The sequence below is a fragment of the Curtobacterium sp. S6 genome (genome assembly GCF_000710345.2).
GTDB lineage: Bacteria > Actinomycetota > Actinomycetes > Actinomycetales > Micrococcaceae > Rothia.
The window spans coordinates 1,010,239-1,035,538 of record NZ_JHEL01000015.1 but is presented as its reverse complement, the minus strand read 5'-3'; the positions used below and the strand labels follow the sequence as shown (position 1 = coordinate 1,035,538).

Annotated in this window: 25 protein-coding genes and 1 tRNA gene; 20 read left to right on the top strand and 6 right to left on the bottom strand. The window is 65.8% G+C overall.

Going from position 1 to position 25,300, the window contains the following annotated elements:
* Positions 1–19: 19 nt before the first annotated feature.
* Both CURSPS6_RS06920 and CURSPS6_RS06915 read left to right on the top strand, forming a co-directional pair.
* Positions 20–628: an FABP family protein gene (locus tag CURSPS6_RS06920; protein WP_030015110.1), complete on the top strand. Its 609-nt coding sequence runs from the start codon at positions 20–22 to the stop codon at positions 626–628.
* Positions 625–1,770, top strand: coding sequence for a YgfZ/GcvT domain-containing protein (locus tag CURSPS6_RS06915; RefSeq protein ID WP_030015109.1), 1,146 nt, complete (start codon positions 625–627; stop codon positions 1,768–1,770). Before CURSPS6_RS06920 ends, CURSPS6_RS06915 begins: the two co-directional genes overlap by 4 nt.
* Before the next feature lie 91 nt (positions 1,771–1,861).
* On the opposite strand, the gene CURSPS6_RS06910 is transcribed toward CURSPS6_RS06915, so the two are convergent.
* Together CURSPS6_RS06910 and CURSPS6_RS06905 are read right to left on the bottom strand one after the other, a co-directional pair.
* On the bottom strand, positions 1,862–2,893 hold the full coding sequence (locus CURSPS6_RS06910; RefSeq protein WP_030015108.1) for a 6-phosphofructokinase: 1,032 nt from the start codon (positions 2,891–2,893) through the stop codon (positions 1,862–1,864).
* A gap of 175 nt (positions 2,894–3,068) precedes the next feature.
* Positions 3,069–4,280 carry a pyridoxal phosphate-dependent aminotransferase gene (locus tag CURSPS6_RS06905; protein WP_030015106.1) on the bottom strand — a complete coding sequence of 404 codons (1,212 nt, stop codon included), beginning with the start codon at positions 4,278–4,280 and terminating at the stop codon, positions 3,069–3,071.
* Between the two features lie 243 nt (positions 4,281–4,523).
* On the opposite strand from CURSPS6_RS06905, the gene CURSPS6_RS06900 reads away from it, so the two are divergent.
* The 8 genes from CURSPS6_RS06900 (at position 4,524) to rplL (ending at position 9,957) form a co-directional block, all read left to right on the top strand.
* A tRNA-Trp gene (locus CURSPS6_RS06900) sits at positions 4,524–4,596 on the top strand.
* Between the two features lie 94 nt (positions 4,597–4,690).
* On the top strand, positions 4,691–4,975 hold the full coding sequence (secE, locus tag CURSPS6_RS06895) for a preprotein translocase subunit SecE (RefSeq protein WP_030015105.1): 285 nt from the start codon (positions 4,691–4,693) through the stop codon (positions 4,973–4,975).
* Between the two features lie 86 nt (positions 4,976–5,061).
* Entirely contained in the window at positions 5,062–5,910 is an 849-nt protein-coding gene (gene nusG, locus CURSPS6_RS06890) for a transcription termination/antitermination protein NusG (RefSeq protein ID WP_030015102.1), read from the top strand.
* 238 nt (positions 5,911–6,148) lie between these two features.
* Complete coding sequence (gene rplK, locus CURSPS6_RS06885) at positions 6,149–6,577, top strand: 50S ribosomal protein L11 (RefSeq protein WP_030015100.1); 429 nt, start codon at positions 6,149–6,151, stop codon at positions 6,575–6,577.
* A gap of 130 nt (positions 6,578–6,707) precedes the next feature.
* On the top strand, positions 6,708–7,403 hold the full coding sequence (rplA, locus tag CURSPS6_RS06880; RefSeq protein WP_030015099.1) for a 50S ribosomal protein L1: 696 nt from the start codon (positions 6,708–6,710) through the stop codon (positions 7,401–7,403).
* Positions 7,404–7,559: 156 nt separating this feature from the next.
* Entirely contained in the window at positions 7,560–8,615 is a 1,056-nt protein-coding gene (locus CURSPS6_RS06875) for an ABC transporter ATP-binding protein (RefSeq protein ID WP_030015098.1), read from the top strand.
* Between the two features lie 295 nt (positions 8,616–8,910).
* Positions 8,911–9,450: a 50S ribosomal protein L10 gene (gene rplJ / locus CURSPS6_RS06870; RefSeq protein WP_030015095.1), complete on the top strand. Its 540-nt coding sequence runs from the start codon at positions 8,911–8,913 to the stop codon at positions 9,448–9,450.
* Positions 9,451–9,570: 120 nt separating this feature from the next.
* Positions 9,571–9,957, top strand: a complete 387-nt coding sequence (gene rplL / locus CURSPS6_RS06865) for a 50S ribosomal protein L7/L12 (protein ID WP_030015094.1) — start codon at positions 9,571–9,573, stop codon at positions 9,955–9,957.
* Between the two features lie 136 nt (positions 9,958–10,093).
* On the opposite strand, the gene CURSPS6_RS06860 is transcribed toward rplL, so the two are convergent.
* Genes CURSPS6_RS06860 through moaA form a run of 4 tightly spaced genes read right to left on the bottom strand, consistent with a single transcriptional unit; the run spans position 10,094 to position 13,276 of the window.
* The gene (locus tag CURSPS6_RS06860; protein WP_035810276.1) at positions 10,094–11,293 is read right to left on the bottom strand and encodes a molybdopterin molybdotransferase MoeA; all 1,200 of its coding nucleotides are present in this window, start codon (positions 11,291–11,293) and stop codon (positions 10,094–10,096) included.
* Positions 11,290–11,949 carry a molybdenum cofactor guanylyltransferase gene (gene mobA, locus CURSPS6_RS06855; protein WP_030015091.1) on the bottom strand — a complete coding sequence of 220 codons (660 nt, stop codon included), beginning with the start codon at positions 11,947–11,949 and terminating at the stop codon, positions 11,290–11,292. The genes CURSPS6_RS06860 and mobA overlap by 4 nt, the downstream gene beginning before the upstream one ends.
* Positions 11,950–11,956: 7 nt before the next feature.
* Complete coding sequence (locus CURSPS6_RS06850; protein WP_200910845.1) at positions 11,957–12,235, bottom strand: MoaD/ThiS family protein; 279 nt, start codon at positions 12,233–12,235, stop codon at positions 11,957–11,959.
* A gap of 6 nt (positions 12,236–12,241) precedes the next feature.
* Positions 12,242–13,276 carry a GTP 3',8-cyclase MoaA gene (gene moaA, locus CURSPS6_RS06845; RefSeq protein ID WP_030015089.1) on the bottom strand — a complete coding sequence of 345 codons (1,035 nt, stop codon included), beginning with the start codon at positions 13,274–13,276 and terminating at the stop codon, positions 12,242–12,244.
* 240 nt (positions 13,277–13,516) lie between these two features.
* Here moaA and modA point away from each other — a divergent pair, with 240 nt between their 5' ends.
* From modA to narI, 10 genes are all read left to right on the top strand, one after another.
* Positions 13,517–14,377 carry a molybdate ABC transporter substrate-binding protein gene (gene modA / locus CURSPS6_RS06840; RefSeq protein ID WP_160319775.1) on the top strand — a complete coding sequence of 287 codons (861 nt, stop codon included), beginning with the start codon at positions 13,517–13,519 and terminating at the stop codon, positions 14,375–14,377.
* The gene (locus CURSPS6_RS06835) at positions 14,361–15,218 is read left to right on the top strand and encodes an ABC transporter permease (protein WP_235503687.1); all 858 of its coding nucleotides are present in this window, start codon (positions 14,361–14,363) and stop codon (positions 15,216–15,218) included. Before modA ends, CURSPS6_RS06835 begins: the two co-directional genes overlap by 17 nt.
* Before the next feature lie 8 nt (positions 15,219–15,226).
* Complete coding sequence (locus CURSPS6_RS06830) at positions 15,227–16,567, top strand: molybdopterin molybdotransferase MoeA (RefSeq protein ID WP_082470169.1); 1,341 nt, start codon at positions 15,227–15,229, stop codon at positions 16,565–16,567.
* Entirely contained in the window at positions 16,557–17,048 is a 492-nt protein-coding gene (moaC, locus tag CURSPS6_RS06825) for a cyclic pyranopterin monophosphate synthase MoaC (protein WP_030015082.1), read from the top strand. Before CURSPS6_RS06830 ends, moaC begins: the two co-directional genes overlap by 11 nt.
* A complete protein-coding gene (locus tag CURSPS6_RS06820) occupies positions 17,045–17,539 on the top strand; it encodes a MogA/MoaB family molybdenum cofactor biosynthesis protein (protein WP_030015079.1) in 495 nt (164 codons plus the stop codon). Before moaC ends, CURSPS6_RS06820 begins: the two co-directional genes overlap by 4 nt.
* Positions 17,529–18,008, top strand: coding sequence for a molybdenum cofactor biosynthesis protein MoaE (locus tag CURSPS6_RS06815; protein WP_030015077.1), 480 nt, complete (start codon positions 17,529–17,531; stop codon positions 18,006–18,008). The genes CURSPS6_RS06820 and CURSPS6_RS06815 overlap by 11 nt, the downstream gene beginning before the upstream one ends.
* 272 nt (positions 18,009–18,280) lie before the next feature.
* Complete coding sequence (locus CURSPS6_RS06810) at positions 18,281–22,000, top strand: nitrate reductase subunit alpha (RefSeq protein WP_030015076.1); 3,720 nt, start codon at positions 18,281–18,283, stop codon at positions 21,998–22,000.
* Positions 22,000–23,688, top strand: a complete 1,689-nt coding sequence (gene narH / locus CURSPS6_RS06805) for a nitrate reductase subunit beta (RefSeq protein ID WP_030015074.1) — start codon at positions 22,000–22,002, stop codon at positions 23,686–23,688. Before CURSPS6_RS06810 ends, narH begins: the two co-directional genes overlap by 1 nt.
* Positions 23,688–24,458: a nitrate reductase molybdenum cofactor assembly chaperone gene (narJ, locus tag CURSPS6_RS06800; RefSeq protein WP_082470167.1), complete on the top strand. Its 771-nt coding sequence runs from the start codon at positions 23,688–23,690 to the stop codon at positions 24,456–24,458. The genes narH and narJ overlap by 1 nt, the downstream gene beginning before the upstream one ends.
* Complete coding sequence (gene narI / locus CURSPS6_RS06795; protein ID WP_051687693.1) at positions 24,455–25,258, top strand: respiratory nitrate reductase subunit gamma; 804 nt, start codon at positions 24,455–24,457, stop codon at positions 25,256–25,258. The genes narJ and narI overlap by 4 nt, the downstream gene beginning before the upstream one ends.
* Positions 25,259–25,300: the final 42 nt, after the last annotated feature.

Genomic DNA, 25,300 nt, shown 5'->3' with positions numbered 1-25,300 from the left:
TGATGTTTAAGATGGTCATATGCCTATTGAGATCCCGTCAGATTTGACCCCCGAACTCGTTCCCTTCGCGTGGCTCTTGGGCCACTGGGAAGGCGTCGGAGTGCTGGGATATAACGACGCCGAAGAACGCCAGTTCGGACAGATCGTCGACTTCACCCACAACGGCCAGCCGTACCTGGAATACCGTGCCGAGTCCTACCTCCTCGACGACGAGGGCAACCGCACCCGCCTGATCACGGTCGAGAACGGCTTCTGGCAGATCGATCGCAAGCTGGGCGAACAGGACCTCGGTCCGGGGCTGCTCCCGGGCGCCGAAGAACCCGCGCTCAAGACCGCGGCCGACGTCGAGAAGCTGCGCAACGGCGACGAGGGCTTTGACATCCTCGCGACCATCAACCACCCCGGTGGCGTCAGCGAGCTATACGTGGGCGTGATCGACGGCCCCCGCATCCAGATGGCGACCGACGCCGTGATGCGCGGCGCCCACGCCAAGGAGTACACCGCCGCGTCCCGCATGTTCGGGCTCGTCAACGGGGAACTCATGTGGGCCTGGGACATGGCCGCCCAGGGTCAGCAACTCTCCTCGCACGCCTCGGCCAGGCTGCGGAAGGTGGACGACGCCGCATGACCTATTCCTCTCCACTTCTCTCGGTGCACGGGGCGGTTCCGGCCTCCGAGCCGGACGCCGGGGTCGCCGCTCACTACGGCGACCCCATCCCGGAGCAGCGGCGACTCGACCGACCGTCGGCGGAGGCGATCGCGGGCGTGGACCTGTCCCACCGCGGCGTCGTCAGCGTCTCGGGCGAGGACCGAGCGAGCTGGTTGACCACCCTCTCCTCGCAGGTCATCGACGGACTCCCCGCGGGATCCAGCACCGAGATGACCCTGCTTTCGGCCCAGGGGCGCATCGAATTCCAGCCGCACGTGATCGTCGGCGCGGACAAGATCTGGTTGATCGTCGAGGCCGGCCAGCAGGCCGGACTCGCCGCATTCCTCGATTCCATGCGATTCATGCTCCGGGTCGAGGTTGCCGATGAGACCGAGGCCTACGCGGTGATCGGATCGACGTCCCCCCTGCGGGGCCGCGGTGGGGTCTCCGAGACGGCCGACGCGTGGCGGGATCCGTGGCCGAATATCGGCCCGGGCGGCACCTCCTACGCCGGGACGGAGCATCACCCCGGGGAAGACTGGAGCTATTGGGAGACCCTGGTTCCGCGATCGGACCTGCCTCGGCTCGAGGTCGAGTGGGTCGGAATCTGGGCCATCGAGGCCCTGCGCATCGCGGCCTGGCGCCCGCGGTTCGCCACCGAGGTGGACGAGAAGACGATTCCCCATGAACTCGACCTCATGCGCACGGCCGTTCACCTGTCCAAGGGATGCTACAAGGGGCAGGAGACCATTGCCCGAGTTCACAATCTGGGGCATCCGCCGCGCCGATTGGTGTTCCTCGACCTGGACGGCTCCGAGCACACCCTGCCGGAGACCGGATCCGAGGTCTTCGTGGTCGACGGCAAGCGTTCGTCGGGGAAGATCACGAGCGTGGCCCTGCACCATGAGGCCGGGCCCATAGCGCTCGCGGTCATCAAGCGCGGGGTCGATCCCGAGGCGCCCCTCGTGGTTCGGGATGCGACCTCTCACGTCGATCCGGGCGCCGACGAGGGCCGGGGCGCCCCCGCGACCGTCGAGTACGCCGCGGCCCAGACCGTGGTCGTCAGCCCCGAGGCGGGACAGGCCGTAGGGCGACGCAACCGCGGAGATTTCCTGAGATAACAGCCACACACGACGAGGCGCCGCCCACCCGGAAGGGGAGCGGCGCCTCGTCGTGTATGAGCGCTGGTGGCCGGTGCCCCGGCCGCGGCCTTTAGCGCCCGAAGAGGATCTTTGCTTCGTCCCAGCGGCGCTGGGGCACGGACTTGAGCCCCTTGAGGGCTTCGGCGAAGCCCACGCGGTCGATGTCCGTGCCGTGTAGCGCGACCATCTTGCCCCACTCTTGGTCGTGGACCAGGTCGACCACGGCCATGCCGAGACGGGTGGCCAACACGCGGTCGAATCCGGTGGGGGCCCCGCCGCGCTGGATATGCCCGAGGGTGGTGTTGCGCGTTTCGATGCCGGTCATGTTCTCGATCTCCCGGGTCACGAACTCCCCGATGCCTCCCAGGCGCGGGCGGCCGTCCTGTTCGAGGCCTTTGTCGTGGAGGACGTCGTCGAGCCCCTCGGGAATGAATCCTTCCGCGACGACCACGAGCGGGGAGCGCCCCCGTTCATGGACCTCGCGGACCCACTCCGCGACCTGGCTCATGGGGACCTTCTGTTCCGGGATGAGCACCGCGTGGGCGCCCGCGGACATGCCCGAGTGGAGGGCAATCCAACCGACGTGACGACCCATGACCTCCGCGACCATGCACCGGTGGTGCGATTCACCGGTGGTGCGGAGCCGGTCCATGGCGTCGGTCGCGATGGAGACCGCGGTGTCGAAGCCGAAGGTGAAGTCGGTCGCGTTGAGGTCGTTGTCGATGGTCTTGGGGACGCCGACGACGGGCAGTCCAGCATCCGAGAGGCGTTTGGCGCCCGCGAGGGTGCCCTCGCCGCCGATGGCAACGATCGCGTCGATGCCCTGCTCGGCGAGGACCCGGGAAATGTTCTCCGGGCCGCCGAGTGGCCCGTCAAAAGGATTGGTGCGCGAGGTGCCCAGGATGGTGCCGCCGGTTCGGGCCAGGCCGCGGACGCGAGTTCTCGGGAGGTCCATGATGTCGGCCTCGAGGACTCCTCGCCAGCCGTCACGGAATCCGACGAATTCGTCCTCGTACATCTTGACTCCGTTGAGGACCGCGCCCCGGATCACGGCGTTGAGCCCGGGGCAGTCGCCACCGCTGGTCAGAAGTCCGATTTTCATGGGGGGTCTCCTCGCCTCGATCCAGACAAAACGCTGGTTTCAGTTTAGCGAATTGTTGGGAATTTGTGGATGCCAACATTCCCGGACTATGGACGAGCCCCCGGCAGGTCATGCTGCCGGGGGCTCGTCCCTCAAAGATGTTGCTTTATGTTGGTTTTCGGTATCGAGGCGCGAATCAGCGCTCGGCGGTGGCCAGGAATTCCTGAAGGCGGGCGAGGCCCTCGGCGAGGTCATCGTCGGCCAGAGCGTACGACAAGCGAAGGTATCCGCTCGGCCCGAAGGCTTCGCCCGGCACGACGGCGACCTCGGCCTTTTCCAGGATGACGTCGGCCAAATCCGCCGAGGTCTCCACGGTGCGCCCGCCGAGCTTTGCGCCCAGCAACTGCGTGACGTCCGCGTAGGCGTAGAAAGCGCCCTGGGGGACGGGGCAGGTGACGCCCTCGATCGCGTTGAGCCCCTCGACGATCGTGCGGCGGCGACGGTCGAAGGCGACGCGCATCTGCTCGACGGCATCCTGGGGGAGCGTGATGGCCGCAAGCGCCGCCCTCTGCGCGATGTTGTTGACGTTGGAGGTCAGGTGGGACTGCATGTTGGAGGCGGCCTTGATGACGTCGGCCGGCCCGATCATCCAACCGACCCGCCACCCGGTCATGGCGTAGGTCTTGGCGACACCGTTGAGCACCACCACGTTGTCCCCGAGTTCGGGTGCGGCCGCGGCGATCGAGGTAAAGGGCGTTCCGTCGTAGGTCAGGTGCTCGTAGATCTCGTCGGTCAGGACGAAGATGCCCTTGTCCGCGGCCCATCGGCCGATCGCCGTGGTCTCTTCCGGGGTGTACACGGCGCCGGTCGGGTTGGAGGGAGAGACGAAGATCAGCGCCTTGGTCGCCGGGGTGTAGGCCTCCTCGAGCTGCTCCACGGTGACCTTGTATCCCTGCTCGGAGCCGGCGAAGACCTCGAGGGGGTTGCCGCCCGCCAGGCGAATGGCCTCCGGGTAGGTGGTCCAGTAGGGGGCGGGGAGGAGGACGTCGTCGCCCTCGTCGATGACGGTGGCGAACGCCTGGTAGACCGCCTGCTTGCCGCCGTTGGTCACGATCACCTGGGACGGGTCGACCGAGTAGCCGGAATCGCGAAGGGTCTTCTCCGCGATGGCCTTCTTCAGCTCGGGCAGGCCCGTGGCCGGGGTGTACCGAAAATTGGCGGGATCGTTCAAGGCTTCGCGGGCGGCGTCCACGATCGGGGCCGGCGTCGGAAAGTCCGGCTCGCCGGCGCCAAATCCGATGACCGGTCGGCCCTGGGCCTTCAGCGCCTTGGCCTTGGAATCCACGGCGAGGGTTGCGGACGGGGCGATGGCCGCGATGCGCGCGGAGATGCGCTGTTGAGAGGACATGAAAATCACTTTCGTCGACGACGGAACGAACTCCCACCATCCTATGGGGGAGGGGCGCGGCGGGCCTACCGATTCCCGGACTGTGGACGGCGGGTCGCGCCGCCGAGTCGGCCCGTGTGGGACCTCAAATTGCGATGGTCGGCCAAACTCGCTAGAGTAAACGACCGGTGCTCGCCACCGCGGATCGCGCATGCCTGGAATGGATGCGGCGGCCGAAAGGGCGGAACGACGGTTCGCCGTCGAAGGGCAGTGGCGCAATTGGTAGCGCAGCGGTCTCCAAAACCGCAGGTTGCAGGTTCGAGTCCTGTCTGCCCTGCATTTCCATCCCCTCACGAAGACCTCATTCGTGGCATATAGTCGAGAACGTTGCACAACGTCCAAGCCATAACGTCAGAAAGGGGCGGTACCGAATGGCTAGAGCTGCCGCTACGGGAGCCGCCGAGGAAGATGCCAGCACGGCCAAGCGTGGCTTCTTCGGGCGTATTTTTCTATTCTTCAAGCAGGTCATCGGCGAACTGAAAAAGGTCGTCAGCCCCACGCGACGCGAACTGGTGAACTACGTCATCATCGTGTTGATCTTCGTGGCCTTCATGATGATGCTGATCTTCGGCCTGGACTACCTCTTCGGCCAGGGATCGTTCTGGCTCTTCGGTGACGGCACCTTCGGGCAGAAGCCCGCGGGCGGCCAAGGCTAAAGTCCAGAACATTCAGACGAGCTCGTCTGGCGACCAGGTGCTTGGTTGCGCGGGCGTGAGAACCCCCTAAGAAAGCAGGAAACGCAGTGTCCGAGCAGGAACTCGAGAACTCCGCCGAACAGCCGGTCGAGGAGGTCTCTCCCGAACAGGCCGAGCAGGCCGCTGCCGCGGAGCAGTCCAGCCAGTCCGGATTCGAGCAGACTGAATCGGCGCTGGTGACGTCCGCGCAGGAGGACTCCGAAGCGTCCGAAGATGCCTCCGAGGGCTTTGACGACACCGTTCAGGACGCCGCGGAATCGGCCGAGGCCGAGGACGACGTCGACCCGATGCAGGAATTCCGGTCCAAGCTCCGCCGTCAGGAAGGCGATTGGTTCGTCATCCACACCTACGCGGGCTACGAGAACAGGGTCAAGACCAACCTGACGACTCGCGCGCAGTCGATGAACATGGAGGACGATCTCTTCGAGATCCAGGTCCCCATGGAAGAGGTCGTCGAGATCAAGAACGGCCAGCGCAAGACCGTGCGTCGCGTGCGCATTCCCGGATACGTGCTGGTCCGCATGAACCTCACCGACGAGTCGTGGGGCGTTGTGCGCCACACGCCCGGCGTGACCGGCTTCGTGGGGCAGGATGCCTACAACCCGGTGCCGTTGCGTCTCGACGAGGTCGTCGACATGCTGGCGCCCGTCTTCGAAGCGGAGCAGGCCGAGGAAGCCAAGGCCGCCGGCGAACCCATTCCGGAGGCCGTGGCGCCTCAGGTCAACGTCGGCTTCGAGGTCGGGGAATCGGTCATCGTCAAGGAGGGACCGTTCGAGACCCTTCCGGCGACCATCTCCGAGATCAAGCCCGAAGCTCAGCAGCTCGTGGTGCTGGTCTCGCTGTTCGAACGCGAGACGCCCGTGACCCTGAGCTTCAACCAGGTCACCAAGATCTAAGGATCGGACCACACGCGACGACGCGGCTCGCCCTCGAGGGGATGGGTCGCGTCGTCGCTTTAACGCGTGAGATTCCTCCCTTCAGGTGGAGAATCCCCGCGGCTCAGGTCTAAGATGGTGATCGCGTGTGCTCGTTAAGCTTTGGCGAGCCTCCACGCAGGGACGCCGCGCCACGGCGACCCATCGCCGCCGTACACTCCTGTGCGACGGTCAGCCCCGTTTACGAAAAGGACCTCCATTGGCTCCCAAGAAAAAGGTCTCAGGCCTTATCAAGCTGCAGATCCAGGCAGGCGCCGCTAACCCGGCACCTCCGGTCGGCCCCGCGCTCGGTCAGCACGGCGTCAACATCATGGAATTCTGCAAGGCGTACAACGCCGCCACGGAATCCATGCGCGGAAACGTTATCCCCGTGGAAATCACGGTCTACGAGGACCGTTCCTTCACCTTCATCACCAAGACCCCTCCGGCCGCGGACCTGATCAAAAAGGCCGCCGGCGTCGCCAAGGGCTCGGGCGTTCCCCACACCAACAAGGTCGGCAAGATCTCGATGGACCAGGTTCGCGAAATCGCCGAGACCAAGATGCCCGACCTCAACGCCAACGATCTCGACGCAGCGTCCAAGATCGTCGCAGGCACCGCCCGTTCGATGGGCATCACCGTCGAGTAATCCCCCGGGGATTCTCGATACTTCAGACAATGTAATGAGCCCGCGCTCGTCGCGGGAGGCCCACACCAGTGGGTCGGTGGCAGGGCCCGCGCGGTCCGACAGACCACAACTGCACAAGGAGAAATAGCAGATGGCACAGCGCAGCAAAGCGTACAAGGCAGCCGCAGCCAAGATCGAGCAGGACAAGCTCTACGGCGTCGGCGAAGCAATCGCCAAGGCCCAGGAGGTCAACACCTCCAAGGCCGACGCGACCGTCGAGGTTGCCCTCCGTCTTTCGGTTGACCCCCGCAAGGCGGACCAGATGGTTCGCGGCACCGTGAACCTCCCCAACGGCACCGGCAAGACCGCCCGCGTGGTCGTCTTCGCCCAGGGTGACAAGGCCGCCGCGGCCGAAGAGGCCGGCGCGGACTTCGTGGGTTCCGACGAACTCATCGCCAAGGTCGCCGACGGTTGGGTCGATTTCGACGCCGCCGTCGCGACCCCCGACATGATGGGCAAGGTCGGTCGCCTCGGTAAGGTTCTCGGTCCCCGTAACCTCATGCCGAACCCCAAGACCGGCACCGTGACCATGGACGTCGTCAAGGCCGTCGGTGACATCAAGGGCGGCAAGATCGACTTCCGCGTCGACCGCAACGCCAACCTTCACTTCATCATCGGCAAGGCATCCTTCGACGCCGCCCAGCTCGAAGAGAACTTCCGTGCCGCCATGGAAGAGATCGTTCGTTTGAAGCCGTCCTCCTCGAAGGGTCGCTACATCTCGAAGATCACCGTGGCGACCACGTTCGGCCCCGGCGTCCCCGTGGATCCCTCGATCGCGGAGAAGTAAGAGGCACTGACCCGGATCGCTTCACGGCGACCGTTTCGGTGCGAGAGCCCCGGATCCATCATCACGATGGGTCCGGGGCTTTTTCGTCGTCGCCCCGTCGGACGGGGAGGATGTGAATAGACTGGAGGGGTTGTACCAAGGTGAGGAGCCGTGTCCGTGAGTCTGAGTTTTCGGGGCATCGAGAAGCGCTTCGGCGCGGAGCGGGTGTTGAGCGGGGTCGATCTCGACGTTGAAGACGGCCGGATGCTGACCGTGGTGGGGCCCTCAGGAGGAGGAAAGACCACTCTCCTGCGTCTCGCCGCGGGCCTGGAGCGACCAGACGCCGGTCGGGTGACCATAGATGGTCGCCCCGCGCGCCTGGGGGACTCGTCCGTGGCCTTTCAGGACACGCCGCTCTACCCGCATCTGACCGTGGCAGAGAATGTTCTCTTTCCGTTGCGCCTCGCCCGATCCCGAACGACCGGAGGGCAGGGGAGGGCGGCCCAACGGAAGCGGGCCGAGGATGCCCTCGAGATGATGCGGATCGGCGGACTCGGGTCCCGGCGCATTCACCAATTATCGGGCGGCCAGCGCCAGCGGGTCGGCATCGCCCGGGCACTGGTCCGGGACGTGGCCCTCTACCTGTTCGACGAGCCGCTCGCGCACCTCGATCCCGCGTTGGCCCGCCTCATCCGTGACGATCTGCGGTCGGTGCAGCGTGATACCGGGCTGACGATGATGTACGTGACCCACCACCTCGACGAGGCCTTTGCCTTGGGGGACACCGTTGCCGTGCTCAACGGCGGGAAACTCGAACAGGTCGGCACGCCGTGGGATCTATGGAACCGCCCGGCGGGACGCTTCGTCGGGGAATTCCTCGGCGGCGTCCCGATGAACTTCGTGGACGGCAGGCAGGGGGAGACCCTGGGATTCCGGCCGGAACACTGCGTCGTCGAGCCGGCGGATTCCCCCGACGCACCCGCGCCCTGGTCGGGGCGGGACGGCCTGCGGATCGCCGCACGGGTTGTCACCGCGACCTTCCTCGGCGAAGAGACCCTGTTGCACCTGGACGTCACCGAGGGCGGACAGCGGTTGCGGGCCATGGTGCCGTCCTCCGAGTGGTCGTCGAGCCGCGGGGGCGCGGTGGACTCGCCGGCCCGGGTCGAGGTTTCCGTCCCGCCGCAACGGATTCACCGTTTCGACGGGGCCACCGGCCGGCGCATCGACGGCTGATCCCTGCAGGGGCCGATCGTGAGCTGCGCCGCATCTGGGGTATCGGGGTGGCCCTTGGCCCTTCCGTGTGGTTTACTGGGAACACCAAAGACCGCCGGTCGTAGGTTTCTCATGCCCGTGAGGGTGTGTTTATCCGCCATAAGAGTTCCCACAAGGAACGGCCAGCGCAGGTGAACGTGACACTTTAACCTCCGTGCATTCTCATGCGCGTTGAGGATTATCGTGCCCCGCCATCTGCGCGGGGCATTTTTTTGTGGGCTCATGGGCGTCCGGCAATCAGACCGGAAGGAGTACCATGGCGACACCGGAAAAGGCAGCCGCTGTATCGGAGTTGAAGGAGCTTTTCTCCAACTCAGATGCCGCTGTTTTGACTGAGTATCGTGGGCTCACCGTGGCGAAGCTCAAGGAGCTGCGTCGTTCACTCGGTGAGAACGCTGAATATGCCGTGGTGAAGAACACGCTGACCGCCATTGCGGCCAAGGAAGCCGGCATCGAAGGCCTGAACTTCGATGATCTCAACGGCCCCACCGCTATCGCCTTCATCACCGGGGAACCGGTTGAGGCGACCAAGAGCCTGCGTGACTTCGCCAAGGACAACCCCCAGCTGGTCCTCAAGAGCGGTTACTTCGAAGGTAAGACGCTCAACGAGGACGACATCAAGAAGCTTGCGGATCTTGAATCTCGCGAGGTGCTTCTGGCCAAGGTTGCAGGTGCCGCAAAGGGCACGCTGTCCAAGGCCGCTGCGCTGTTCCAGGCACCGCTGTCCAAGACCGTTCGCACCGCAGAGGCCCTGCGCGCGAAGGTCGAGGAGCAGGGTGGAGAATCCGCTGCCTAAGACGTCCCCGGACGTCATCAACGGGACACCGTTGGCCCTGCGCCTCAGCCTGGGGAGCAGGAGAATGCAAGATCCGTTGCGGATATCCACCGCAACAAGACATGAGAAGGAGCCAAACACATGGCTAAGCTGACCACCGAAGAACTCATTGAAGCTTTCAAGGAACTCTCCCTGATCGAGCTGTCCGACTTCGTCAAGGCCTTCGAGGAGACCTTCGACGTCACCGCTGCCGCTCCGGCCGCAGTTGCCGCCGCCCCGGCCGCCGGTGGCGACGCCGGTGCTGACGCCGAAGAGCAGACCGAGTTCGACGTCGTCCTCGAGTCCGCTGGCGACAAGAAGATCGCAGTGATCAAGGAAGTTCGCGCCTTGACCTCCCTCGGCCTCAAGGAAGCCAAGGACCTCGTTGACAGCGCCCCCAAGGCCGTCCTCGAAGGTGCTTCCAAGGAAGACGCCGACAAGGCCAAGGAGCAGCTCGAGGGCGCTGGCGCGACCATCACCCTCAAGTAATTCCTTCCGGAATTCTTTGGTCGAAGGCTCTCCCACCTCGCGGTGGGGGAGCCTTCTCCCTTTTAACGGGCGGCGGGGCCGTTCGGCCCTTCGGGTGCCGGAACCCGGGAGCCCGGGCCGGCCGGAGGTCTGATCATCAGGTTGAGAAGCCGAGGGGGAGGGACCTGACCACATCGCCGGCTTCGACCCCTTCCCGGGGAATCAGGGCGAGCTCCTCGGCCGCGGCCAAACCGGAGAGCATGTGGGACTGCACCTTGGGCAGGGGCACGAGGTAATCCTCGTGGTGGGTGCACGGAATGAGCCTCAGGGTCCGTTGACGCAGGGGCCCGAGCGCCTCGGAGATCCGTGCCCGTCGAACGGGTGGGAGCGGTCGTCCGTACAATCCCGCCAGGGCCACGGGGGCGAAGGAATACAGGGCCGTGTAGGCCGCCAGGGGGTTTCCCGGCAGGCCGAGCACGATGCGACCGTCGGCGAGTTCGGCGATGAGCGTCGGATGGCCCGGGCGGATCTCCACGGACGACGCGATCACGTTCGCCGCGGCGTCTTCGATGACGCGCCGAGCGAAGTCTTGTCCCGAACCTCCCGAACCTCCGGTCACGAGGACGAGCCGCCCCGGGGCGCGGGAGACCCAGTCGCGGACCGCCGGTTCGTCGTCGTGAAGGCGAGAGCACGCGCTCACGGTGCCACCCCAGGCGGCAAGGATCGTGGGCAGCGACATCGCAAAGGCGTCACGAACTTCCCCAGGCCCCGGAACCCCGCGCTCGATGACCTCGTTGCCGGTCAACGCGACGCTGACGGGCACGGTCTCCTTGACGGTCACGTCGTCGACGCCGCAGGCCGCCAGATGGGCCGCTTGGCGGGGGCCCATCTGTTGGCCCGCCGGAAGCAGGACGCTCCCGCGGGGCAATTCCTCGCCGGTTCGCCGCATGTCCCGACCCGGAACCACCTCGTGTCCCGGCAGCGGAGTGAGGGAATCATGCTCCAGCCGGGCATGCTCCGATCGGAGGATGCCCTCGGTGCCTTCGGGAAGCACGGAGCCGGTCAGCACGGGACAGGCCGTCCGGGGGCTCAGGACCGCCGTGCGTCGATGCAGGTTCTCGGTGCCGGATCCCCGGTGCTCCGCGAATAGCAGCCGCCAGGGCGGGGGCCCGGCCACCGCATAGCCGTCCATGGCCGACGAGTCGAAGTGCGGCACGGGCATGGGGGAGTAAACGGGCTCGGCGAGCGTCATCCCCATCGCATCATGCAACCCGACGGAACGGGTGCCGAGGGCCTCTCCGAGGCGCGTGGCGGTCGCATAGAGGCCTTCCCGCGCCTCATCCCACGTGCGCCTCACGGTGCGCTCCTCCCGTGCGATGAGGAGAAGCCTAGGGCCACGGCATCGTCCCAGGTATCGACGTCGGCGCCGGACCCGCGCGGTATCGGGACATCGAGGCAGCGCAGCCGCCCGAGGCGCGATCGGATCGAGGCACTCGCCGAATCGGCGTCGAAGGCCTCGACCGCGGGCCCCCACCGCATGACGCTAAGCAACGGCTGGCGCCGCCCGTCCTCGTCGCCGATGATCGCGTGGATCTCCGCGTCGGCTTGCTCCGCGGCCTCGCGCAGGACCCGGAACCCGGGCCCGGCCTGCGGCATGTCGGCGGCGGTCACGAAGACCCACGGACCGGCGTCGCTTCGCGTTCCGGTCTCGCCCAGGAGCCCGCCGATGGCGATCAGGCCGGCGCGAATCGCGGACGCGGGGCCGGAGAAGGGCGGGTCTTCGCGAGTGACGGTAGCACCGCGAGGAACCGGCAGGTCCTGCGGTCCGACGACCACGCAACGATGCATCGACACGTCCACGGCCTGGCTCACTTCGCGGAGGCTGCGTTCCAGCAAGGTTCCGGACGGCCCCGCCAGGAGGGGCTTATCGCAGGTGGGAGCCGGTGCGCTGTCGTGCAGGCGCGACGACCGGCCACCCGCGAGCACGATGACGAAATACTCGCGAGATTCCACGCCGGTCTCACCCACCGGCGAAGGGAGGCATGATGTCCAGCTGGCGGGCCGAGGCCACGGGGGCATCCCGCCGAGAGGACGTGCCGTCCAGCAGGAAGGTGCATCGACCAAAGACCTGCGCCAAGGTATTCCCGGCGGCCCGGCCTTGCGTGTGGACGGCCCCCAGGTGATCCAGGACGTCGCCCACCGTGGGCTCCCGATCGGTACCGAGCCCCGAGGCGTCCAGCTCGTCGGTCTCGGCGCCGCGGGCCGCCTTGGCGGCGGCGAAATAGTTGACGGTCAACACCGCTTCTTATCCTCCGATTGCGCTCATGCTTCGTTCCGGCTGCACGAATTCGGGGGTGTCGAGCCCCACCGCGTCGTGGCCGTGCGCCTTGGGCTTGATCCACATGGCATCCTGCCAAATCTCGGCGATCTGTTGGTCCGTGGCATCGGACCGCAACGCCGTCAGCAGGTCGGTCTCTTGGTGGGAGAACAGGCAACTGCGAATCTTGCCGTCGGCCGTGATCCGGGTCCGGCTGCACGCCTGGCAGAACGGCTCGGTCACGGAAGCGATGATACCGACCTGGCCGAGCGGCGTCGTCGCCGCGTGGTCGGAGCCGGCTGGAAAGACGTCCCACAACTGCGCCGGCGCGGAGCCCCGAGGCTCATCGTGGGGTGCCAGGTCGTATTTCACCGAGAGCAGCTCGCGCATTTCTTCGGCGGTGATCATTCCTTCACGGGTCCACCCGTGATCGGCGTCGAGGGGCATCTGCTCGATGAATCGGAGCTGGAAGTCCTGCTCCAGGCACCACTCCAAGAGCTCGGCGGCCTGGTCGTCGTTGATCCCTCGCATGAGCACCGCGTTGATTTTGACCAGGTGCAGACCGGCCGCCTTGGCGCCCTCGAGCCCCTGGAGGACCTGGGGGAGCCTGCGACGCCGCGTGATCTCGGCGAAGGTCTCCGGACAGATGGTGTCCAGGGAGACGTTAATGCGTTGCAGGCCGGCGGCGACGAGACCATCGATGCGCTTCTCGAGCCCGATGCCGTTGGTCGTGATGGACATCGGCAGATCGGGGTGGGCTTCGTGCAGGGAGCCGATGATGTGTTCGAGGTCGCGCCGGACCAGCGGCTCGCCACCGGTGAAGCGGACCTCCCTGATGCCCAGGAGCCGGACTCCGATATCGGCGATGCGCACGGCCTCGTCGGCGGTGAGCGTCTGATTCTTGGTGAGCCAGTCAAGCCCTTCCGCGGGCATGCAGTAGGTGCAGCGGAGATTGCACTTGTCGATCAGGGAAAGGCGCAGGTCGTTGGCGACGCGTCCGTGGCGGTCTTCGAGCAGTCCCACGAGTCCTCCTCACGGCCAATTCTTGAGGGTATTGGCCTCTCTTCAGGCTACGCTACCCCTCCGCGCCTCGAGAGGAAGCCCCCGGACGGTTCGGGGAGGGCAGGGACCGACCGGCCGAACGCGATGGGAGAACCTGCACGTGAGACCGACGATTCGGATGTGAGATTCACCTCTATTACACTGGGATTATCAATCGTTCTTGTGCCGAGCTTTGTCTTGGCCTTCGCCGGAGGTGCTTTCATGAATCGTCCCCAATCGAATGACGCAACCAGCCGTTCCGCCCGGAAACCTGCGCCGCGTTGGGGTCTTCTCAGCGCCTCGACCCTAGCCATCGGAGTGCTGGCGCTCTCGGGTTGCGGCAGCTCCGGGCCCGGCCAGTCGGCTTCGAGCGAGGGCGCTTCCGCCTCGGACACGACCCAGCAGAAAACGGTTACGGTCTTCGCCGCGGCCTCGATGAACAAGGCCGGCGAGGAGCTCGGAAAGAAATACGAGGAAGACCATCCCGGGACCAAGATCTCCTGGAACTTCGCGGGTTCTTCCAAACTGGTGCAGCAGATGCGCGAGGGAGCCTCCGCGGATCTCTTCATCTCGGCCGATCAGGCCAACATGGATAAAGCCACCAAGATCGACGCGTTCAAGGGCTCTCCCGACGCCGAGATCATCGCCAGCAATACGCTTCAGCTGGTCACCGCCCCGGGCAACCCGGGGCACGTCTCCAGCATCCAGGATGCGGCCGACCATCCCGTCGCGGTGTGCGCCCCCGAGGTGCCCTGCGGGACCCTGGCTCAGAACGCCGTGGACGCGGCCGGTGTCCACCTGAACCAGGCCAGCCAGGAAGCCAACGTCTCCGCGGTATCCACCAAGGTCAGCCAAGGTGAGGTCGACGCCGGATTCATTTACTCGACCGACGCCCTGAACCTGAAGAACAGCGGCAAGGACGTCACCGCGATCGAGCTCAAGGGCATCCCGAAGAATAAGTATCCGGCGGCCATGACGAGCTCCGGAAAGGATCGCTCGGAGGTCAAGGACTTTTACAAGTGGCTCACCTCGGATGACGCCCAGCAGATCCTCAAGAAGTACGGTTTTGGCTCGGGTCAGTAATCGCAACTACGCGTTCCCGCCGTGGATGTTCGTCCCGGCGGGAATAGCTCTTCTCCTGGTGGTGGGGCCGCTCGTCGGCCTGATCGTCAAGATTCCGTGGGACCGGGCCCAGGAGTTGTTGACGGCTCCGTCGGCGGTTTCTTCGCTCAAGCTGTCCCTGAGCACGGCGATCGTCGCCACGATCGTGTGCGTGGTCGTGGGCCTTCCCCTCTCCTTGCTCCTGTCCCAATGGGCGCGCCGACACAGCGAACGACGCGGCGCCCGCGGATCGTCGCTCGTGCCCGTTCTGGGTGGCGGAATCGCCTTCATCGTCTATGCCCCGCTCGTCCTCTCGCCGGTCGTCTCCGGTCTGGCGCTCATGTTTTTCTGGGGCCGCAACGGGCTCCTGGGGAAGATCATGGCCTCGGGCGGGCTGAGTGTGTCCTTCACCTCGTGGGCCGTGGTCCTCGCCCAGGTCTTCGTCTCGTTGCCTTTTTTCGTCTCCACGGCGGTGACCGCGCTGTCATCGATTCCGGGTCGATTCGAAGAGATCGCCGCGACCGAGGGCGCTCGCCGCGGGGAGATCGTGCGTAAGGTGCTGTTGCCGCTCGCGGCGCCCGGGCTGGTTACCGCGGCCGTGCTGAGTTTTGCGCGGGCGCTCGGTGAATTCGGCGCCACCATCACCTTCGCGGGCAATATCGATGGCATCACCCGCACCATTCCGCTCAACATCGAGCTGGGCCTCTCCTCCGACGACGTCGACGCCGCGCTGGGAAGCTGCATCATGCTCTTGGCCTTGTACATCGTGGTCGTGGCCCTGCTGGTGCTCGCCCGATGGCTCGGTAATCTCCGCCAACGTTAGGGAATTCGATGTCCGAACCGCACAACGACGAGGGCGCCGGCCCCCGAACGCCGAAGCAGCACCGTGAATCCGTGATCGATCACTGGCGGTCCTTCGGCGCGTCCGTGGGCCGTGAGGCCGTGGCCGTGGACCCCGGGGCGCTCGGGCGGATCCTCTCCGACGACGTCGCAGCCCCCGCCGACTCGCCCCGATTCGACAACTCACAGATGGACGGATTCGCGCTGACGTCGCCCGACGCGTCCCGGGCGGACCGGCGGTTCCGCATCGGCCCGACCGTCGCGGCCGGGGCAGACCCCGGTGAGCTGTACCCCGGCGGATTGCCGGAGGGCACCGCCTGCCCCATCATGACGGGGGCCAAGATCCCCGAGGGAACCGGGGCCGTGGTTCCGGTTGAGCGCTGCGAACCCCCGGAATTCGGCAGGCCCGGGGCCGACGTGATTGTTCCGCCGGCCCCGGCGGGCCAATTTCTGCGGTTGGCCGGATCCGATATCCGCGGCGGCGACACGGTTCTTCGGGCGGGGCAGGTCGTCTCCCCGCATCTGCTGGCCGTGTTGGCCGGCCTCGGGCACCGCGAGGTCATGGTGCGAGGTCGTCCGCGCGTCGTGGTGTGCACGGGCGGAGAAGAAATCGTGGGATCCGGAGACGGCACCGAAACCGGTGGCGACGTGCTCGGTTCATCGCGCATCTACGACGCCAACGGCCCCATGCTCGAGGCGCTGTGCCGCGACTACGGGCTCGAGCCGGTCGGGCGAGTCCTGACGGGCGACCGGCCTGCCGAGGCCGAGGACAGAATGCGGCAGGCCGTGCGGGATCATCGCCCCGATCTTGTCGTCACGTCGGGTGGAATCAGCCACGGAGCCTTCGAGGTGATCCGGCAGGTCATCGGGAACAGCGCCTCGGCGTGGTTCGGTCACGTCAGCCAGCAACCGGGAGGGCCCCAGGGATACGGGGACCTCGAGGGTGTCCCCGTGGTGTGCCTGCCGGGTAATCCAGTGAGCACGATGGTCTCGTTCCGGATGGTCCTCGCGCCGGCCGCCGCTCGCGTGTGGGGCAGCCGGGAGCCGGAGACCGGGATGGCCATCCTGCACGGTCCCGCCTCCGGCCTGGAGGAGAAAACGCAGTATCGGCGCGGCAGGCTTGGCTGGGACGGGCCCCAACGCACGGCGAGTTTTGTGGGAGGCCCGGGGTCCCACCTGCTGGCGCAGACCGCAGGGGCGGACTGCCTGATCGAGATCGCGCCCGGAGCCCGGCTGGCCGGCGGAGAGGCCGTGACCGTTCATGCCCTTCGTCCCGCCGCGATGCCGATCGAATCCACACCTCAGCATCAGGAGATACACCATGACCGATGAACCCACAGAATTGACGCACGTGCGGGCCGATGGCTCCGCGCATATGGTCGATGTCACCGGCAAGGCCGTGACGACCAGGCAGGCCACCGCGGTGGGGACGCTGCGGACCCGGCCGGACGTCGTCGAACTGGTCTACGCGGCCGACCTCCCGAAGGGCGACGCGCTGCCGGTCGCGCGGGTGGCCGGAATCATGGGGGCAAAGCGCACCTCGGAGATCATCCCCCTGTGCCATCCCTTGCCGCTGGGAAAAATCACCCTGGATTTTCACCGACTGGAGGCGGGCATTCGGGTCGAGGCGACCGTGAAGACCACGGGCGTGACCGGCGTCGAGATGGAGGCCCTGACCGCGGTCAACACCGCGCTGTTGGCCCTCTACGACATGATCAAGGCCGTGGATCAGCACGCGATCATGGAGGAAATCCATGTGGTCGCGAAATCCGGAGGAAAATCCGGAGATTGGCGTTTGGACGATCGGTCATGAGCACCGCCCGAGGGAAGACCGGCCTGGTGATCGTCGCGTCGACCCGGGCGGCCCGGGGAGTATACGAGGATCGTTCGGGGCCGATAGCGGTTGAGTGGTTGCGCGGGGTGGGGTTCGAGACCCCCGACGCCCTCGTGGTGGAGGACCGAGCCATCGAGGAAACTTTTGCGCGAGTGATCGAGCATCCCGGGACGCGCCCCGACTTCATCATCACGAGTGGGGGCACCGGTCTGAACAGCGACGATCGCACGGTTGAGGCGGTCGCGCCGCACCTCGATCGGCAAATCCCCGGGATCATGCACGCCCTCTGGACGCGGGGGATGGCCTCGACTCCCGCGGCCGTCTTGTCGCGGGGTGTTGCCGGGGTGATCGGGAAGACCTTCGTCGTGACCCTCCCGGGCTCGCGGGGCGGGGTCAAAGACGGCCTGGAGGTACTCGACGGAATCTACGAGCACATTCTGCGCCAACTGGAGGATTACCATGACCACTAGCCATTCCCCGGGTGACCCGGAACGTGTCCAGCGGGAGACGGGCCGCGTGGTGCGTGTCGACGTGGTCTCCGACCCGCTGGAGCCCCTCCTCGCGGAGGCCCGCTCGGCCACGATGACCCCCGCGATGGGTGCCCTGGTGGTCTTCGATGGCATCGTAAGGGACCACGACGGCGGCCGGGACGTCACGGGCCTCACCTACACGGCGCACCCCCGCGTGGCCGACTTCATGCGCCGCACCGCGGACGCCGTGGCCTCGCGCCACCCCGACGCCCGCGTGTGGGCTGTTCATCGGATCGGTCCCCTGGAGATCGGCGAATCGGCCCTCACCGTGGTGGCCGCGGCCGCCCACCGCGGGGCGGCTTTCTCCGCGTGCGAGGACCTCGCGGACTCGATCAAGGCCGAGGTGCCGATCTGGAAAGAGCAGTACCTGGCGGATGGCTCCGTGGATTGGGTGGGCCTGGGTTCCTAGGCCGTGACTACCGCATATGTTCGTGTGAGTCACGTATCGTGAGAAAGGGTCAGGATTACCCTTTCGGCGAATTACATACGAACACTTAGTTATTCCGTGACCCTATCTCTTCTCGCCAGTGTTACTCATCACAGTCGGGTCGTCAGGTGGTTACCCGGGGCCGCGAATATCCCCGCTGTGACTGGTAATAACGGGGAAAATCGGTGTTCCCGGAAATATGGAAACAATTATCTGTCGTATTTATTGAATGTGCCTCGATCTACTATTGGGGCATGACCAGAGGGAATGATCTGCCCGGGCTCGACGGGCCGCTTTCGGAAAAGTTAGTAAAACTAGGTAAACACTTTACGCGGATCGATCAAACCGATGACGCACGAGCCCAGTTTCGTCAGGGCGGACGCCGAGGGGACGTCTTTTATCGCGATCGTTGGAGCCACGACAAAGTGGTTCGTTCGACGCACGGTGTCAACTGCACGGGGTCGTGCTCCTGGAAGGTCTATGTCAAGGACGGCATCATCACCTGGGAGGCCCAGGAGACCGACTACCCCTCCGTCGGACCGGATCGACCCGAATATGAGCCTCGTGGTTGCCCTCGGGGCGCCGCATTCTCTTGGTATACGTATTCGCCAACCCGGGTGAAGTACCCGTACGTTCGCGGTGTCCTGCTGGAGATGTACCGGGAGCAGCGGGCCCTGGGTAAGGATCCGGTCGAGGCCTTTGAAGCCGTGACGAGCGACCCCGAGAAGCGCCGTCGTTATCAACGCGCGCGCGGTAAAGGCGGTCTGTCCCGCTCGACGTGGGAAGAGGCCCTGGAGATCGTTGCCGCGGCCCAAATTAACACCATTCGGAAGTACGGCCCGGACCGGAACATCGGGTTTACCCCGTTGCCGGCGATGTCCATGGTCTCCTTCGCCTCGGGCTCCCGCTACATGGAGCTCATCGGTGGCTTGATGACCTCTTTCTACGACTGGTACGCGGACCTCCCGGTGGCCTCTCCCCAGGTCTTCGGCGACCAGACGGACGTCCCCGAGTCGGGCGACTGGTGGGACGCGAGCTATCTCATGATGTGGGGTTCGAATATTCCCGTCACGCGCACGCCGGACGCGCACTGGGTTGCGGAGGTCCGGTACCGGGGAACCAAGGTCGTCTCCGTCAGCCCGGATTACGCGGATAACACCAAGTTCGCCGACGAGTGGCTGCCCGCCCAACCGGGGACCGACTCGGCGCTCGCGATGGCCATGGGTCACGTGATCCTCAAGGAAAACTTCGTGGACCGTCGCGTCGAGTTCTTCGAGGACTACGTCACGACCTTCACGGATCTGCCCTTCCTGATCCGTCTCGACCGCGCCGAGGACGGCACCCGAACCATCGGGAAATTCCTCACCGCCGCGGACCTGCCGGACGAGGCGGGGCAGGCCGACGCTGCGTTCAAGACGGTCCTTCTCAACCGCGAGACCGGCGAGCCGGTGGTTCCCAACGGCTCCGTGGGGCACCGCTATAACGCCGAAGACGAGGGTCGGTGGAATCTGGACTTGGGCGGGGTCAAACCGGCATTGTCCATCCGGGACGCGGCGGGCCTGGAGACCGCCGCCGTGCCGTTGACCCTCGCCGCGTTCGACACCCCCACGGGGGAGGGGAGGACCGTACGACGCGGCGTACCGGTGACCCGCATCGCCGGCCACGAGGTCACCACCGTTTTTGACCTGATGCTGGCTCAGTACGGCGTCGGTCGTCCTGGCCTGCCGGGGGATTGGGCGCGGGACTACCAGGACGCCTCGATCCAGTACACGCCGGCGTGGCAAGAGGAGATCACCTCGGTTCCGGCCGAAGCGGTGATTCGGATCGGGCGCGAGTTCGCCAAGAACTCCGAAGAATCCCACGGACGATCCATGATCATCCTCGGCGCCGGTATCTGTCAGTGGTACCACGGGGATACCACCTACCGGGCGATCCTGGCTTTGCTCATGCTCACGGGCTGCCAGGGGCGCAACGGCGGGGGATGGGCCCACTATGTCGGCCAGGAGAAGGTTCGCCCGTTCACTGGCTGGGCGACGTTGGCCAACGCCGTGGACTGGAGCCGTCCGCCCCGGACCGTGATCGGCACCGGATTCTGGTACATGCACACGGATCAATGGCGCTCCGACGGCTACTCGACCAATTACCTCCAGTCCCCGCTCGCCCGAGGCGACCTGCGGGGCACCCACACCGCCGACGTCTTGGCCCAATCGGTCCGGATGGGCTGGATGCCGTTCTACCCCCAGTTCACCGAGAATCCGCTCGAGGTCGCGGACCGAGCGGCACGGGCCGTGGCGGAAGGTCGGGCCGAGGACGCGGCGTCGTACGTGGCCGATCGCCTCAACGAAGGCGATCTGCAGATGGCCGTCGAGGATCCGGACGCCGAGGAGAACTGGCCGCGCACCCTCATGATGTGGCGGGCCAACCTCTTCGGTTCCTCGGCGAAGGGCGAAGAATACTTCCTCAAGCATCTGCTCGGAACGCACAACAACGTCATGGGACGCGACCACGAGGAGTCGCGTCCGAAGGACGTGACCTGGCGCGAGGAGGCTCCGCAGGGAAAGCTCGATCTGTTGGTCACCGCGGATTTCCGGATGACCTCCTCCACGTTGCTTTCCGACGTGGTGTTTCCGGCGGCCACGTGGTACGAGAAACACGATCTGTCCTCGACCGACCTGCATCCCTACGTACACGCGTTCTCCCCGGCCATCGACCCGCCCTGGGAAGCGAGGACCGACCATCGGCTGTTCCAGGGCCTCGCGGAGGAATTCTCGCGACAGGCCGCAAAGCACCTGGGCGTGCGACAGGACCTGGTGGCCGTGCCGCTTCAGCACGACACCCCCGGGGAGGTTGCCCAGCCCGGAGGTCATGCCCGCGATTGGAAAAACACCGGGGTGCGAGGGGTTCCCGGCAAGAACATGCCGGTCTTCACCGTCGTCGAGCGCGATTACCCGGCGATCGCCGACATGCTCAACACGATCGGTCCGCTCGCGGAGACCCTGGGCCTGGTCACCAAGAACGTGAAGTTCGACGTGGGGCATCAGCTGCGCCAGCTGGCCGCGGAACACGGCGTCATGAGCTCGGGCAAGGGCGCGGGCCGACCCGCCGTGGACTCCGACGTCAAGATCGCCGAGGCGATCCTCGCCCTGTCGGGAAGCACCAACGGCGAATTGGCGCTCCAGGGCTACGAGACGCTCGAGAAACGCACCGGCGTCCGGCTGGGCGACTACGCCGCCGGCAGCGAGGAGCGGCGCGTCACCTTCGCGCAGACGCAGGCCGCTCCCGTGCCGGTGATCTCCTCGCCCGAGTGGTCCGGAACGGAGACCGGCGGCCGCCGGTACGCGCCATTCACCGTCAACATCGAACGGCTCAAGCCCTTCCACACGCTCACCGGGCGGATGCACTTCTTCCTGGACCACGACTGGATCACGGAGATGGGAGAGAACCTGCCGATTTTCCGCCCCCCGCTGGATATGAATCAGCTCTTCGGGGAGGCCAAGATCGGCGAGCGGGGAGAACTGTCGGTGGCGGTCCGCTACCTCACGCCCCACAACAAGTGGTCGATTCACTCCGAGTACCAGGACAACCTATTCATGCTCTCGCTCTCCCGCGGCGGGACGACGGCCTGGATGAGCCCGCAGGACGCCCAAAAGATCCAGGTCAAGGACAACGACTGGATCGAATGCGTCAACAACAACGGTGTCTTCGTCGGCCGGGCGGTCGTCTCGCACCGCATGCCCGAGGGCGTGGTCTACGTGCACCACGCGCAGGAGCGAACCGTGGATGTCCCGAAGTCGGAAGCGACCGGCCGCCGGGGCGGGATCCACAACTCGGTCACCCGCATCCTGATGAAGCCGACGCACCTCATCGGCGGGTATGCGCAGCTTTCCTATTCCTTCAACTATCTCGGCCCGACGGGGAACCAGCGAGACATCGTCTCGATCATTCGCCGGCGCCGTCAGGAGGTGACGTACTGATGAGAGTCATGGCTCAAGTCGCCATGGTGATGACCCTGGATAAATGCATCGGGTGCCACACCTGCTCCGTGACCTGCAAACAGGCCTGGACCAACCGGGCGGGAACCGAATACGTCTGGTTCAACAACGTGGAGACCCGGCCCGGTCAGGGATATCCGCGGCGCCACGAGGATCAAGAGAAGTGGCGTGGCGGGTGGACCCTGAATCGAAGGGGCCGGCTCCAGCTCAAGTCCGGCAATCGTCTCCAGAAGCTGTTCGGGATCTTTGCGAGCCCCGTTCAGCCGGAGCTCAAGGACTACTACGAGCCCTGGACCTACGACTACGCTTCCTTGGTCAACGCCCCGCTCGGCGACGACTTTCCGGTGGCCCGCCCCAAGTCGCTGATCACCGGAGAGGACACCAAGGTCGAGTGGTCCGCCAACTGGGACGATGACCTGGGCGGAACCACCGAGATGGGCCACCTGGACCCCATCGTCGAGAAGGTGCGGAGGGAATCCGAAGAAAAGATCGCCTTCGAGTACGAGAAGACCTTCATGTTCTACCTCCCTCGAATCTGCGAACACTGCCTCAACCCCTCGTGCATGGCCTCGTGCCCATCTGGGGCGATCTACAAGCGCAGCGAAGACGGCGTGGTGCTCGTGGACCAAGATCGCTGCCGCGGGTGGCGTCAGTGCATCACCGGGTGCCCGTACAAGAAGATCTACTTCAACCACAAGACCGGAAAAGCCGAGAAGTGCACGTTCTGTTACCCGCGCATCGAGGCCGGCATCCCCACGGTGTGCGCCGAGACCTGCGTCGGCAGGATGCGGTACATCGGCGTCTTCCTCTACGACGCGGACGCCGTCACCGCAGCGGCCTCGGCGCCGGAGGAAGAGCTCTACCAGGCACAGCTCGATCTCATGCTCGATCCCCGCGACCCCGAGGTGATTCGCCAGGCCAAGGCCGCGGGCATCGAGGGCTCCTGGCTCGACGCCGCCCGTCGTTCCCCGGTCTATAAGCTGGCGAAGGAATGGAAGGTCGCCCTCCCGCTGCATCCGGAGTACCGGACGATGCCGATGGTCTGGTACGTGCCGCCGTTGTCGCCGATCGTGGACCTCCTCAAAGAGCAGGGACACGATGCCGAAGACGCGGGCAACCTCTTCGGTGCCATCGATGCCCTGCGCATCCCGGTCGAATACCTGGCCGAGCTGTTTACCGCGGGGGACACCGGCATCATCACCGACGTCTTGAATAAGCTCGCCGCGATGCGCTCATACATGCGTGATATCACCCTGGGCCGCGACCCTCGGGAAGAGATCGCCCAGGCCGTCGGCATGAACGGGGCCGAGATGTACGAGATGTACCGCATGATGGCCATCGCGAAGTACAACGATCGATACGTCATCCCCAAGGCCCACGTCGAGGACGCCCACCGCCTCGAGGAAATGGGGTGCTCCCTCGACTTCGAGGGCGGCCCCGGAATGTACGAAGGGGCCTTCGGCGAGACCAGCGGCCGGCCGATGCCCGTGGCCGTCGAGACCTTCCAGAACCTCAAGGACCGTCAGCGGAGCGAGGCCGTCGCCGGCTCGGGCGGCAGGGTGAGCCTGCTGACCTGGGACAGAGACGAACGCCCCGACGCGTTGTTTCCGCCCGAGACCACCGGTGGCCCCGGTGGGTCTCCCCGGAATACGGCGGGAGGAGCGCGCTGATGGCAGGATTCTTTTCCGCGAAAAACCGGACCGCGGAAGAGCCCACGAGCTGCCCTCCGCCAGAGGACCCCTTCGAGGCCAATCTCGGTCTCGGCACGCCCGCGGACCGAGTGGTCTATCAGGTCACCGCGACCCTGCTGGGATACCCGAGCGACGAGTTGCTCCGTCAGGCCCGGGGACTGATCGACCTTGCCCGGGCCACCGAGGACCAGAGATTCATCGAGGCGTGCGGTGCGACGGTCGAGTGGCTCGTGGGGCGGGACGCGGGGTCGGTACGCGGCGACTACGTCCAGGAATTCGACTTATCGAGACGCCACAGCTTCCACCTGTCCTATTGGACCGATGGCGACACCCGGCGCCGTGGCGTCGCGCTCGCGCGCTTCAAGCGGATGTACCGCGAATCGGGGGTGCTCACTGACCTGCACGGGGAGCTGCCCGACCACCTCGGCGTGGTCCTGGAGTTTGCGGCACAGGTGGACGCGGTCAAGGGGCGCGCGGCATTACAGGCCTACCGGTCCAGCCTCGAACTTTTGCGATTCGCCTTGGACGACGCGCACCTGCCTCATGCGGGACTCCTCGCGGCCGTGTGTCGGACCTTGCCCGGCGCCTCCCCGGCAACGCGTGAGGAGATCCACCGCATAGCCGCCTCCGGGCCCCCGCAGGAAACGGTCGGACTCGACGGCTACGGCGGTGTGGACGCCGGTTTGTCCGCCAACGACCCACGATTACTACCCATCCTTCAGAATGCCTCGACAGGAGAGCAGCCATGAACGTGTGGATCATCCTTCTCTGGGGGGTCCTTCCCTACGTGACCCTCGTCGTGTTGATCGGCGGGACGATTTGGCGCTACCGCTACGACCAGTTCGGTTGGACCACCAGGTCCTCGCAGGTTTACGAATCCCGCTTGATGAAGATCGCCTCGCCGCTCTTCCACCTCGGAATCCTCGTGGTCCTGGTGGGGCACATCGTGGGGCTGGTGATCCCGAAAACCTGGACCGACGCGCTCGGGGTGAGCGAGCATCTGTACCACATCATGGCCCTGGGTTTCGGCTCGATCGCGGGCATCGCGACCCTTGCCGGGCTGATCATGCTGATCTATCGGCGCCGTCGGGTCGGAACCGTGTTCATGGCGACGACCGCCAACGACAAGGTGATGTACGTCTTCCTGCTGGGGACCATCGTGATCGGCGTTTCGGCGACGCTGATCGCGCTGTCCCGCGGGGAAGAGGCGCACAACTACCGGTTGTCGATCTCGCCGTGGTTCCGTTCGATTTTCATGCTGCACCCGGAGGTCGAGGCCATGGCCACGGCCCCGCTGTCCTTTCACATCCACGTGGTGATGGCGATGAGCCTCTTCATGCTGTGGCCGTTCACCCGATTGGTGCACGCGTTTACCGCACCCGTGCACTACCTCTTCCGCCCGTACATCGTCTACCGGTCTCGCGACACCACGCCGGGCCGCGCTCGCGCCCCGATCGCCGCCCGATGGGATCCGGTGAATTCCACCGACACCACGGCACGCCAGGCCCACGCGCTGAAAGGCCGGCGACACTCGGGGGCGTCGCACTGACGCGCCACGGGCAGTGCGCCCCGCCCGGGCGGCCCAAGCATC

Coding starts and splice junctions, on each gene's coding strand:
- CURSPS6_RS06920 (WP_030015110.1), top strand. CDS start 20: ATGCCTATTGAGATCCCGTCAGATTTGACCCCCGAACTCGTTCCCTTC.
- CURSPS6_RS06915 (WP_030015109.1), top strand. CDS start 625: ATGACCTATTCCTCTCCACTTCTCTCGGTGCACGGGGCGGTTCCGGCC.
- CURSPS6_RS06910 (WP_030015108.1), bottom strand. CDS start 2,893: ATGAAAATCGGACTTCTGACCAGCGGTGGCGACTGCCCCGGGCTCAAC.
- CURSPS6_RS06905 (WP_030015106.1), bottom strand. CDS start 4,280: ATGTCCTCTCAACAGCGCATCTCCGCGCGCATCGCGGCCATCGCCCCG.
- secE (WP_030015105.1), top strand. CDS start 4,691: ATGGCTAGAGCTGCCGCTACGGGAGCCGCCGAGGAAGATGCCAGCACG.
- rplA (WP_030015099.1), top strand. CDS start 6,708: ATGGCACAGCGCAGCAAAGCGTACAAGGCAGCCGCAGCCAAGATCGAG.
- rplJ (WP_030015095.1), top strand. CDS start 8,911: ATGGCGACACCGGAAAAGGCAGCCGCTGTATCGGAGTTGAAGGAGCTT.
- rplL (WP_030015094.1), top strand. CDS start 9,571: ATGGCTAAGCTGACCACCGAAGAACTCATTGAAGCTTTCAAGGAACTC.
- modA (WP_160319775.1), top strand. CDS start 13,517: ATGAATCGTCCCCAATCGAATGACGCAACCAGCCGTTCCGCCCGGAAA.
- CURSPS6_RS06830 (WP_082470169.1), top strand. CDS start 15,227: ATGTCCGAACCGCACAACGACGAGGGCGCCGGCCCCCGAACGCCGAAG.
- moaC (WP_030015082.1), top strand. CDS start 16,557: ATGACCGATGAACCCACAGAATTGACGCACGTGCGGGCCGATGGCTCC.
- CURSPS6_RS06820 (WP_030015079.1), top strand. CDS start 17,045: ATGAGCACCGCCCGAGGGAAGACCGGCCTGGTGATCGTCGCGTCGACC.
- CURSPS6_RS06815 (WP_030015077.1), top strand. CDS start 17,529: ATGACCACTAGCCATTCCCCGGGTGACCCGGAACGTGTCCAGCGGGAG.
- CURSPS6_RS06810 (WP_030015076.1), top strand. CDS start 18,281: ATGACCAGAGGGAATGATCTGCCCGGGCTCGACGGGCCGCTTTCGGAA.
- narH (WP_030015074.1), top strand. CDS start 22,000: ATGAGAGTCATGGCTCAAGTCGCCATGGTGATGACCCTGGATAAATGC.
- narJ (WP_082470167.1), top strand. CDS start 23,688: ATGGCAGGATTCTTTTCCGCGAAAAACCGGACCGCGGAAGAGCCCACG.
- narI (WP_051687693.1), top strand. CDS start 24,455: ATGAACGTGTGGATCATCCTTCTCTGGGGGGTCCTTCCCTACGTGACC.